At 67.3% G+C, this 12037-nt stretch carries 9 protein-coding genes; 6 read left to right on the top strand and 3 right to left on the bottom strand.

Translation table 11 applies throughout. From position 1 onward, the window contains the following. Positions 1–2 precede the first annotated feature (2 nt). Entirely contained in the window at positions 3–1274 is a 1272-nt protein-coding gene (locus tag OHB26_RS11735) for an extracellular solute-binding protein (RefSeq protein ID WP_330185595.1), read from the top strand. Between the two features lies 1 nt (position 1275). Here OHB26_RS11735 and OHB26_RS11730 read toward each other — a convergent pair whose 3' ends face one another. Next, complete coding sequence (locus OHB26_RS11730) at positions 1276–2208, bottom strand: DNA-3-methyladenine glycosylase family protein (protein WP_330184207.1); 933 nt, start codon at positions 2206–2208, stop codon at positions 1276–1278. Between the two features lie 149 nt (positions 2209–2357). Next, on the bottom strand, positions 2358–5339 hold the full coding sequence (locus tag OHB26_RS11725) for an FAD-binding and (Fe-S)-binding domain-containing protein (protein ID WP_330185594.1): 2982 nt from the start codon (positions 5337–5339) through the stop codon (positions 2358–2360). Positions 5340–5511: 172 nt separating this feature from the next. Between OHB26_RS11725 and OHB26_RS11720 the strand changes: the two genes are divergently transcribed. From OHB26_RS11720 to OHB26_RS11700, 5 genes are all read left to right on the top strand, one after another. Further along, complete coding sequence (locus tag OHB26_RS11720) at positions 5512–7392, top strand: ABC transporter ATP-binding protein (RefSeq protein WP_330184206.1); 1881 nt, start codon at positions 5512–5514, stop codon at positions 7390–7392. Between the two features lie 73 nt (positions 7393–7465). Further along, on the top strand, positions 7466–8446 hold the full coding sequence (locus OHB26_RS11715) for a methyltransferase domain-containing protein (protein WP_330184205.1): 981 nt from the start codon (positions 7466–7468) through the stop codon (positions 8444–8446). A gap of 192 nt (positions 8447–8638) precedes the next feature. After that, positions 8639–9127 (top strand): hypothetical protein, encoded by a 489-nt coding sequence (locus OHB26_RS11710; RefSeq protein WP_330184204.1) that lies wholly within the window; start codon positions 8639–8641, stop codon positions 9125–9127. Between the two features lie 31 nt (positions 9128–9158). Continuing rightward, positions 9159–10220: a DNA polymerase IV gene (locus tag OHB26_RS11705; RefSeq protein ID WP_330184203.1), complete on the top strand. Its 1062-nt coding sequence runs from the start codon at positions 9159–9161 to the stop codon at positions 10218–10220. A gap of 72 nt (positions 10221–10292) precedes the next feature. Further along, positions 10293–11075 carry an enoyl-CoA hydratase/isomerase family protein gene (locus OHB26_RS11700; RefSeq protein WP_330184202.1) on the top strand — a complete coding sequence of 261 codons (783 nt, stop codon included), beginning with the start codon at positions 10293–10295 and terminating at the stop codon, positions 11073–11075. Positions 11076–11104: 29 nt separating this feature from the next. Here the strand turns inward: OHB26_RS11700 and OHB26_RS11695 are convergent, their stop codons facing one another. Then, positions 11105–11923 (bottom strand): alpha/beta fold hydrolase, encoded by an 819-nt coding sequence (locus OHB26_RS11695; protein WP_330184201.1) that lies wholly within the window; start codon positions 11921–11923, stop codon positions 11105–11107. Between the last annotated feature and the right edge of the window lie 114 nt (positions 11924–12037).

The following is a 12037-nucleotide window of genomic DNA, read 5'->3' as shown; positions in this document are numbered from 1 at the left end:
GGGTGAAGGATTCGACCCGGGTGGTGCTCGGGATCGCACTCGCGGTTGTGCTGCTCATCGGCGCGGCGCTGTGGCTGGGGCGGGACGGGGTCGGGTCCGGGCGCACGATGGTGCGATTGCGGATCTGGGATCAGAGTTTCGTATCGGCCTATCGGGCTTCGCTCGACGAGTTCGAGCGGGCCAATCCGGATATCGAGGTGCGAATAACGCTGGTGCCGTGGGCCTCCTACGCGCGCAAGCTACGGCTGGACGTGGCGGGCGGGATTGCCGACGATCTGTTCTGGACCAGCCTGTACGAGGATTACGCCGATAGCGGGAAGCTGGTCGATATCGGGCAGGCGCTGGGGCCGGAGGCGGCCGCCGGATGGGATCCGTTCGCGGTCGCGCAGTTCACTCGCGGGGGAACGCTTTGGGCGGTACCGCAATTCGTGGATGGCGGCAGTGCGATCTTCTACAACCGGGACCTGCTCGAACGCGCCGGAGTCGACCCGGGCGAGCTGACGGGCGCGCGCTGGAGCGCTGACCCCGCCGCCGATACCTTCCGGCCGATCCTGCGCCGACTGCATGCCACAGCGCCTTGGCCGTACAACGCGGCCAAGGACTTCCAGTCCATCCAACTGCCCTATCTGGGATCGGCGGGAGCCGTCCTCCAGCGCGATGAGCGCTTCGCGTTCGCGAATCCGCAGGGGGACATCGCCTTCGAATACCTGGTGCGATTGATCGCCGACGGATTGTCGCCATCGGCGGCGGATACCAACAACAGCGGCGACTTCGCCGAAAATGCCTTCCTGCAGGGGAAAATGGCGCTGTTCCAGTCCGGGAGCTTCAATCTCGCGACCGTCGCGCAGAACGCCGGATTCCGGTGGGGCCTCGCGCTCATACCGCAGGGGCCGAAAGGCCGTATCAGCGCGAATAATTCGATCGCGGTGGCGGGCAATGCGGCATCCCCGCATCCGGAGGCGACCCGACGGGTACTGGCCTGGCTGGGCAGTGCGGCGGGCAATCGCTACCTCGGTGTCGACGGAGCCACCATTCCCGCCGTCGTCGCGGAACAGCAGGTGTACCGGGACTATTGGGCCCGGCACGGCGTGGATGTGACGCCATTCTTCGAGGTGCTGCGGGACGGCTGGATCTCCGGCGGCGGCGGACCCGGATTCCCGGCGGCGCTCGAGGCGATGGATCCGATACTCGCCGAAATGTTCCTGGGCCGACTGCCCGTCGCCAGTGCGCTGCAGCGAGCACAGGACGCGGGTGATCGCGCTCTCGACCGGTAGATCAGATACGGCTGTGATCGGTGTACGGCGTGCGCGGTCCGAACTTCGGCTTATACGCGAACCCGGCCAGGCCGAGCAGCCGCACCGCCCGATATCGGTGCGGGCGAAGGGGTTCCAGATACTCGACCATCTCGGCATCGTCGATGGGCCTGCCCAGCAGCGTCCAGCCGACCGTGGCGGCGAGGTGAAAATCACCGACCGACAGGGCATCCGGATCACCGAAGGCGCGCTGGGCGATCTCCGCCGCCGTCCACACCCCGATTCCGGGCACGGTGCGCAGTCGATGCGCGGCCTCGGCATGGGACAGCGTCGCCGCCTCCTCCAGCTTCGAAGCGATACGCGCGGCCAGCACAATGGTTTTCGACCGCTGCGGACCCACATTCGCGCGGTGATACACCCACGATGGAATATGCCGCCACGTCTCCGCGTCCGGCATCACCCGCAAACCCTCCGGCGCGGGACCCGGTGCGGGAGTTCCGTACCGCCACACCAGCTTCCGCCACGAATCTTGCGCGGTCCTGGTGTGCACCTGCTGCTCCAGCACCACCGGCACCAGCGCCTCGAATACCAACCCGGTGCGCAACATCCGCAATCCGGGATTGAGCCGATGCGCCTCGACCACCTTCGGGTGCTCCGGAGCGAAGTCGCTCAGATCCTCATCCAGGCACAGCATCGCCGGAAGCTCCTCGAGGAATTCCTCCGAGCCCGGCCCCCAAGCCTGAGCGTCGACCGCACACCGGTCGGCCTGCCGCAGCCGGAAGGTCACCACGCCCGAACTCATCCGCGAGGCGTGCCAATGCGCACCGTCCGGCGTGGTCCGATGACAGGGATCGCCGCCGCCGTGCCGCAGCGGCGATACGGTCGCGGCGAGATCAATGGGACGCTCCGACCGCACCGTACGCGCGAGCGCACTGACGGTCGGAGAAGAGGTCACCGGAACATTCTGCGCGACACCCGGGAAACACCGCGGCCAACCCCCGCCGACAGTGACCGGTGGCACCCTGCGAACGATAGCCACGACCCGATCCGCGCCTCAACATCGCCACACTGCCCACCCTGTCATCCCGGCGCCCGCTCACCCCGTCATCCCGGCAGGATCTCGGCCGGGATCCACCCCCGTACCGAAGCCCGCGGTTCGAGCAGGAATTGCGACAAATGCATTGCCGACCGGCCAGCCAGCTGGTCGGCCTGCGTGCGGCAGGAGAAGCCGTCCGCGAGCAGGACCGCGTCCGGCGGAGCAGCTCGTAGCGCGGGCAAGAGACCGTTCTCGGCCACTGCCACCGAGACGTCGTAGTGCCCGCGTTGCATTCCGAAGTTTCCGGCGAGACCGCAGCACCCGGCGATCTCGCGGACGGTCGCGCCGGTGCGCTCCAGAATTCGACGATCCGCCGCGAAGCCCGATACCGCGTGCTCGTGGCAGTGCGGCTGGACCACGACCACTTGCCCGGCGCGATCCGGTGGCATCCAGTCCGGCAATGACTCGAGGAACTCCGCCAGGGTGCGCACGGCCGCCGCGACCGCGTGCGCACGCGGGTCATCCGGCAGCAGGCGGGGTAGGTCCTCGCGCAGTGCGGCGGAGCAGGATGGCTCCAGGCCGACCACCACACCGCCCGCGCGAACGTGCGCATCCAGCACATCCACCGTGGCGCGCAGCCGCTTTCGCGCCCCATCCAGCTGGCCCGTGCTGATCCAGGTCAATCCACAGCACACGCGCCGCTCGGGCACTGTCACGTCGTATCCGAGCGATTCGAGTAATCTCACTGTGGCCCAGGCGATCTCCGGGTCGAAGGCATCGGTGAAAGTGTCGATCCACAGCAGTACACTCGGGTTCGCATCACGGCCGGTACCCGCTCGATTCACTTCGCCCCCCGCAGTGGGAGCTCCTGCGACCACCCCGGTATCGCCCGGCACAGCGGCCGCATCGCGTGTCCGAGCGGCCGAATCGCCTACCTCGGCGGGTGCATCACGTGCCTCGACGAGAGCATCGCGCGTGGTGGCTATCGACTCTCCGTGGGCAATGCGAGTATCCCACCGGGTGCGGCGAAAACTCGCCGTCGCCAGTGCCGGAATCGGGCGGCGAGGGTCGATTCCCGCCGCGCGCAGCGCGATTCGACGCAGCGGCGCGATATTCGCCAGGGCATTCGCCGTGCGGGGGAACTTGGTTGCGACGGCCAGCCAGCGGGGGAGACGGCCGAGTGCGTAGTGGTCCAGAGGACGGAGGCGGCCTCGGTAGCGACGGTGCAGGGTTTCGGATTTGTAGGTGGCCATATCCACTCCGGCAGGGCAGTCGGAGTGACATGCCTTGCAGGACAGGCAGAGATCGAGGGATTCGGCCACCGCGTCGGAGCGCCAGTCGAGGGCGCCGCAGACCACCTCCTGCAGGACCCGGGCGCGGGCGCGAGTGCTGTCCTTCTCATCGGAGGTGGCCAGGTAGGACGGGCACATGAAACCACCCGCGGCGCGGGTGTCGGCCCGGCATTTGCCCACGCCTACACAGCGGTGGACGGCCGTCGCCAAATCGCCGTCAGCGGGGAAGGCGAAACCGCCCGCAGCGGGGGTCGGACTCAGGCCGACCAGGCGCAGGTCCGTGTCAATGGCGTTGGGGCGCACCAGGACACCGGGGTTGAGGATGTCATCCGGATCGAAGAGGGATTTGAATCCGGCGAAGGCCGCCAGGGCGGCGGGGGAGTACATGTGGCGCAGCAGCTCCGAGCGCGCACGGCCGTCGCCGTGCTCACCGGAGAGGGAACCGCCGAAGGTCACCACCTGGCGGGCGGCGTCCTCCAGGAAGGCCCGGAAGCGCTGTGGTGCATCGGCTATCGGTAGATCGAGGCGGACGTGGATACAGCCGTCGCCGATATGGCCGTAGAGCAGGCCGTCGACGCGATGCTCGCGCATGAGCGCTTCGAATTCGCGCAGGTAGTCGCCGAGGCGCTCGGGTGGGACCGCCGCGTCCTCCCACCCCGGCCACGCCGGATTGCCGTCCGGTGTGCGGCCCGATAGGCCCGCACCGTCGGCGCGAATTGCCCATAGCGCCTTGGCTTCCCGCGAATCCAGCACCAGCCGCGAATCCACCGCGTGCGCGGTGCGGCACAGCAGTTCGGCGGTCTCGCGCGCCTGCTCGACCGTCTCGCCCTCGATCTCGACGAACAGCCAGGCACCGCCGCGCGGCAGGGTCGGCACCGCGCCGCCGCGATGCCTGCGCACCACATCGACCAGCCGGGCATCCATACCTTCGACGGCGACCGGGCGCACCGTCATGACAGCCGCGACATCGTCCGCGGCTGTCGGCATATCGGGGTATCCGAGCACCACCAGTACCGTCGCCGCTGGAATGGACACCAGATCGACCGTCGCCTCGAGCAGTAGTCCACAGGTGCCCTCGGTACCGACGAACGCCTTGGCCACCGATGAACCGCGTTCCGGCAGTAGGTGTTCCAGCGCGTATCCCGATGCCTGCCGCTCGAATCGACCCGATTCGGTACGGAGTACAGCCAGATTCGCACGGGTGAATTCGGTCAACCCCGGCACCGCCGACAGTTCGGTGCCGAGCCGCCGCTCCACCCCTGACCCATCCAAAATTCGCAGTTCACGAACGGTATCCGAGGTACGACCCCATGCCACCGCATGCGGCCCGCACGCGTTGTTCCCGATCATCCCGCCGAGCGTGCACCGATTCTGTGTCGAAGGGTCCGGCCCGAATCGCAGCCCGTGCGCCGCGACCGCCCCCTGCAAGGTCCCCAGCACCACTCCGGGCTGCAGCCGCGCCCGGCGCTGCTCGGTATCCACCTCGAGAATCGCGTTCATATGGCGGCTGAAGTCCAATACGATGCCCGTGCCGATGGCATTGCCCGCCACCGAAGTCCCAGCGCCCCGGGCGGTCACCCCGATCCCCTCCGCCCGCGCGAAGCCGAGCACCTCGCGCACATCCCCGTCGGTGCGCGGAAACACCACGGCCGTCGGCAGCACCCGATAGTTGGAGGCATCGGAGGAGTATTCGGCCCGCCGCCGCTCGGACGCATCGATCTCCCCGTCGATCCGCCCGCGCAACCCTCGCACCACCATCTCGCTCACCCCGCCAGCCTAGGAGGCGCCCACCCGACACAACGCGAACGTGGGGAGTCGCGGTTCGCCAGGAGCGAACTCGGGGCGGGTATGGCTTGTCCTGAACCTTTGTTGAGGTCTTAGTGTCGGTGGTCTGGGGTTCGATGTACTCCAGAGCGGTGAGGAGCCCGGGATGAGTATGGAATCGGTGGCGTGGAATCAGCTGTATCGACAGATGAACGCGCCCACGGAGCAGCGTCCGCTGCGGCTGGCGACGGCGCGGCGGATTCTGGCGTTCGCGCATGCGCATCATCGGCGGCTGATCGCCTTCCTGGTGTTCAGCATCGTGTCGGCGCTGCTGGCGGTGGCGACACCGGTGCTCGCCGGGCGGGTCGTGGACGCGATCGTCAGTGGGTCCGCGCCGCGCACGGTGGTGGTACTGGCGGCGATCATCGCGGTGGTAGCCATTCTGGACGCGGGGCTGGGGCTGGTGATCCGCCTGCTCTCCGCGCGCATCGGCGAGGGTTTGATCTTCGATCTGCGCACCGCGGTCTTCGATCATGTGCAGAAGATGCCGATCGCCTTCTTCACGCGCACCCGGACCGGCGCACTGGTGAGCCGGTTGAACAATGACGTCATCGGGGCGCAGCGGGCCTTCAGTTCGACGCTGTCGGGAGTCGTCACCAATGTGGTGACCCTGGCCCTCACCCTCGCGGTCATGATGCGGCTGTCCTGGCAGATCACCCTGCTCGCGCTGGTGCTGCTCCCGGTCTTCGTCCTGCCCGCACGGCGGATGGGGGAGAAGCTGGCCAAGATTCAGCGCGAGGCCGCCGGGCTGAACGCCTCCATGAGTACGCAGATGACCGAGCGGTTCTCCGCACCGGGCGCGACGCTGGTGAAGCTGTTCGGGCGACCGCAGCAGGAGTCCTCGGAGTTCGGCGTGCGGGCCGGGCGGGTGCGCGATATCGGCGTGCGCACCGCCATGCTGCAGACCGTCTTCGTCACCGCGCTCACCCTGGTCTCGGCGCTCGCGCTGGCGCTGGTCTACGGGCTCGGCGGGTACTTCGCACTGCAGGGCAAGCTGGAACCCGGTGCGGTGGTGGCGCTTTCGCTGCTGCTCACCCGGCTCTACGCACCGCTCACCGCACTGGCCAGTGCCCGCGTGGACATCATGTCCGCACTGGTCAGCTTCGAGCGGGTCTTCGAGATCCTGGATCTGAAGCCGCTCATCGAGGACGCGCCCGATGCCCGCGCGGTGCCGGAGGGCCCCATCGCCGTCGAGTTGGAGAGCGTCAACTTCGGCTACCCGTCCGCCGACAAGGTCTCGCTCGCCTCGCTCGAGGATGTGGCGACCCTGGACACCCGCGGCGGCGAGGAGGTACTGCACGAGGTGAGCCTGCGCGCCGAACCCGGGCAGATGGTGGCCCTGGTCGGCTCCTCCGGCGCGGGCAAATCCACTATCGCGCAATTGGTTTCGCGACTGTACGACGTGGACTCCGGATCGGTGCGGCTCGGCGGCGCCGATGTGCGCGAGCTGACCAGCCGATCCATTCAGGACACCGTCGGCCTGGTCACCCAGGACGGGCATCTGTTCCACGACACCATTCGCGGGAATCTGCTGCTGGCCCGGCCCGAGGCCACCGAGGAGGAGCTGTGGAATGCCCTGGAACGGGCGCGACTGGGTGAGCTCATCACCGCACTACCCGATGGTCTGGATACCGTGGTCGGTGAACGCGGCTACCGGCTCTCCGGTGGTGAGCGCCAGCGCCTCACCATTGCCCGACTGCTGCTCAAGCAGCCGCGCGTGGTGATCCTGGACGAGGCCACCGCCGCACTGGACTCCACCTCCGAGGCGGCGGTGCAGGAGGCCCTGGCCGAGGCGCTCGACGGGCGTACCGCGCTCGTCATCGCGCATCGACTCTCCACCATTCGCAATGCCGATCAGATCCTGGTGCTCGAACACGGGCGCATTGTCGAGCGCGGCAGCCATAACGAACTGCTGGCGCAGGGCGGTCGCTACACCGAGCTCTATCGCACCCAATTCGCCGACTCCAGCGAGCCCGCCGCCGCCTGAGATCCCGGCCCAACTCTTTGCCGAACCGGCAAATAAAGTTGGCAATCGGGGAAATCTCGATAGGTTCATAGGAATGGGAGCACACACGCACGGGCACTCGCATTCGCACGGAACCACCGCACACCAGGGTGATCACGCACCGGGAAATGGGCACGGACGCGGCCACTCCCACGGACATGATCACACCCATGACGGGATCGACTGGGCGACCCAGATCGACCACCTGCGCCGGGAAGACGCCCTGGCCACAGCGGCCCAGACCCAGATCGCCCGGCGACTGATCGGACTGCTCGCCAACTCCGGCGAGCGGCCGGTGGTCGTGGATATCGGCGCGGGAGCCGGCGGGCAGAGCGCGGCCTTCGCGGTCGAGCTCGCGGCGCGCGGCGGCGGCCGGTTGATCATCGCCGACGCGGTGACCGAACTGCTGGACGCGGCCCGTGCCACCACCGAGGCCGCACTCGCCGGTGACGATCGGGTGAGTATCGAGACCGTGCTGGTGGATGCCGCCGCGGACAGTGTGCTCGACACCGTCGCACAGGCCGATCTGGTGTGGGCCTCGCGCATGGTGCATCACCTGCCCGATCAGCAGGCCGGTACCGATCGACTCGCCAAACTGGTGCGCACCGGCGGCTGGCTGGCATTGGCCGAAGGCGGGCTGCCACTGCGTTGTCTGCCTTGGGATCTCGGTGTCGGCACCCCCGGACTGCAGGATCGACTGCTCGCGGTGCGCGACGAATTCTTCGGCCGGATGCGCGCCGAGATCACCGGCACCGTGCCCATGCCGTACGGCTGGAATATCGCGCTCACCCGGGCCGGGCTGGCCGAGGTCGCCTCGTTCAGCGTCCTCACCGATCAGCCCACCGCCACACCCGAGGTGCGCGAGAGCGTCACCAGCTGGCTCGACGGATTGCGAAACCGTATGAGCGACAATGTCACCGACGATGACCGTAAGGCCCTGGACCTGCTGCTGGATCCCAGCGCCGACACCTACATCGGCGCGCGTGAGGATATTTTCCTGTTGGGCGCCACCACCATTCATCTCGGCCGCCGCTGATCCATAGCGAATCGGTGCTACGACATTTGCAAGATCAAGTGAGAATGCAGTGTCGATGGTATCTGCGCGACATCCTCCTGTGACCGTTCCGTTAGAGTACGGCCGGTCTCAAATGCCCTGCTATACGGAATAATTCGGATTCCCTGGCACAGCAGTCGGACGCTTGTTTCACATGCCGGGGGAGGAGTTTCGGTGAGCCGTACCACGGAGCAGCGGCGGGTGCCCGCCTTCGGTTTCGACGATTTGCAGCGCTTCGCTGCCGCGCGCAAAAATGCCGCGCGGCAGCGAACGCCCAGCCCCGCGGCACCGCCGCTGGAGCTGCGCGTAACCAGTGAATCCAGACGCACCGACGAACAGTGGACGGTGCCGGAAAAGCTGGTGGCCGAATGCACTTCGGGCAAGGTGGTCATCGACTTCACCCAGGCCTACTGCTCCCGGCGCGCCATCGATATGCGGATCAACGCGGGCTCCGGCACGATTGTGGTGATCGTGCCGCGCGGCTGGCGCGTCGATCTCGATGCCGTCGAATTCGGGCCCGGCGGACATATCTCCAATCGTGTCACCCTGCCGCGTTTTCCGGGCGCACCGCTGATCCATATCGAGGGTCGGGTGGAGTCCGGGGCGCTCAAAGCCCGCTACGCATTCCGTTCCCCGGTGGCCTGGCTGCGCCGTTCCCGCTGAAAACAGTGCGCATGGGGTAAGAACTACAGGGGTGACGCGCTGGCTGCTGCACGTCGACCTCGACCAATTCCAGGCCGCGGTCGAATTCCGGCGGCATCCCGAACTGCGGGGGCTGCCGGTCATCGTGGGCGGGAATGGGGATCCCACGGAGCCGCGAAAGGTGGTCTCCTGCGCCTCCTATCCCGCGCGAGCATATGGCGTGCGGGCCGGAATGCCACTGCGGTCGGCATTGAAAGCCTGTCCGGACGGGGTGTTCCTGGCACAGGATCCGCACACCTACGCGCAGGCGTCCGAGGAGATCATGGCGCTGCTGCGCACCTTTTCGGGACGGGTGGAGGTGCTCGGGTTCGATGAGGCGTTTCTTGCCGTCGATACCGATGATCCGGAGCACATCGCGCGCGATATCCGTTCTGCCATAGTGGAATTGGACCTCACCTGCGCGGTAGGTATCGGAGACAACAAACTTCGCGCCAAACTCGCCACCGGATTCGCCAAAGCCATTGGTAAGAGCGGTGATTCGGAGGTCATACCGGAGGGCGGAGCCGGCGTATTCCGGCTCACCGCGGCGAATTGGACCGAGCTCATGGCGCATCGGCCCACGACGGCGCTGTGGGGAATCGGGGCGCGTATCGCGAAACGTATGAGCGCCATGGGAATCGAGACCGTGGCTGATCTCGCCGCCGCGGATCGCGAACTGCTCGCCGCGGAGTTCGGCCCGAATACCGGGCCGTATCTCTGGGTGCTCGGGCACGGCGCCGGGGATACCGATATCGCCGAACCGCGCGAACCGGTCGGGCACTCCCGCTCGGAGACCTTCCCTGCCGACCTCACCGAACTCGCGGAGTTCGACGCCGCGATAACCAGACTCGCCACCCAGGTCGCCGAGGAGACCTTCGCCGATGGGCGCAGCATCGGCCGCGTCGGGGTCACCGTACGCACCAAAACCTTCTTCACCCGCACCAAACAGCGCAAACTGCCCCGATCCAGCACCGATGTGGACGAGGTCGTCGAGACCGCGCTGCGGGTACTGCACGCGTTCGAATTGGACCGCCCCATTCGCCTGCTCGGCGTACGCGTCGAATTCGGAGCGTGACCGCACGCCGACCGGGCACACAGCGTTTGTCATGCTGGGAACAGGCATACCGACGGAAGGCAGCACCGGACAATGACCAACTACCAGAACATCAGCTTCGTCACGGACGGACCCATCGCCCGCATCACGCTGAACCGGCCCGGCGCCGCCAACGGTCTCGATCAGGCGCTCGCCGAGGAACTGGTAGCGGCCGCCACGTACTGCTCCGAGGATCCGGCCATCAAGGTGGTGGTGCTCACCGGAGCCGGGAAATTCTTCTCCGCCGGCGGCGATCTGCGCGCCATGGCCGAGAGCGCGGACACCGGCGAATTCATCGCCAAGCTGGCCGACACGCTGCACCAGGCGGTTTCGACGCTGGCGCGGATGGACGCGCTGCTGATCACCGCGGTCAACGGGACCGCCGCCGGGGCGGGTATGAGCCTGGCGGTCGCCGGTGATCTGGTTATCGCGGGCGAATCCGCCTCCTTCACCATGGCGTACACCAAGGTCGGGCTCAGCCCCGATGGTGGCGCGTCCTACTACCTGCCGCGGCTGATCGGCGTGCGCCGCGCCCAGGATCTGATGCTCACGAATCGGGTGCTGAAGGCCGCCGAAGCCCTCGACTGGGGGCTGCTGCACCGGGTGGTGCCGGATGCCGAACTCGCCGAGACCGTCGAACAGCTGGCGCAGCAGTTCGCGCAGGGGCCCAAGGGCTCCAACGCGAATGTGAAGAAGCTGCTGCTGGTCTCGTCCCAGCACACCCTCGAGGAGCAGCTGGCCACCGAGGCCGCGTTCATCACGCACTGCGCGGAATCCGCGGACGGGGCCGAGGGGATCACCGCGTTCCTCGGCAAGCGCGCACCCAAGTTCGCCTGAGGCGCGCCGCCGGGGAACGCGGGAGCCGGTCAGCTCTTCAGGAACTCCAGGATTTCCGTGTTCACCTCGGCGGCATGGGTGATGTACAGCCCGTGCCCGGCATCCCAGTACTCCTTCAATACCGCGTGCGGCGCGAGCCGCACGGCCTGACGGCTGCTGATCTCGATCGGAATCGACTGATCGACCAGGCCGTGCAGCAGCAGGAACGGGACGGTTACCGCGGCCACGTCCGGACGGTGGTCGGAGTGGAACAGGTCCCGCTGCACCGCGATCGTCGCGTACGGCGACGCCGACAGGCAGCGCTGAATCTCCGTATCGATGACCGCCTGCGAGATGCCCCGGCGCAGATGTGTCGCGAAGTAGCCCTGGGCGCGCTCGGCGAACCACTGCGGACGATCCGACTTCAACTGCGCCGCAGAGGCTTCGAAGGCTTCCTTGGGCGCGCCGATCGGATTGTCCTCGGTCCGCAACATGAACGGAATGGCCGGGGCCAGCAGTGCGATCCGATTCACTCGCTCCTGACCGTGCCGGGCCAGATAGCGCACCACCTCCGCACCGCCCGCCGAATGCGCCACCATGGTGAAGTCGTTCAGATCCAGGTGCTCGATCAGGGCGGCGATATCGTCGGCGCGGGTGTTCACGTCGTACCCGATGGCCGGGCGATCCGAACGACCGTGGCCGCGCCGATCCAGCAGAATGCAGCGGTAGCCACGCTCCACGAAGTAGTGCAGCTGGTATTCCCACATATCCGCGTGCAGCGACCAGCCCGCGATGAACACCAGCGGGGCGCCGGTTCCGTACTCTTCGTAGGCGAGGGTGGTGCCGTCGGCGGTCTGGAAGTAAGGCATATCGGCTGCGCTCCTTTGTCTTTCGCTGTGCTGAGGACAACGATGCCGTGCCGCGGGAACGAAAGCGATTACGCGCGAGGTAAAGTCACCGATTCCATCGGGAACCTGCCCTGA

This window comes from Nocardia sp. NBC_01503, from assembly GCF_036327755.1.
In the GTDB taxonomy this organism is placed as follows: Bacteria; Actinomycetota; Actinomycetes; order Mycobacteriales; family Mycobacteriaceae; genus Nocardia.
This window is presented reverse-complemented; position numbering and strand designations above follow the sequence as displayed.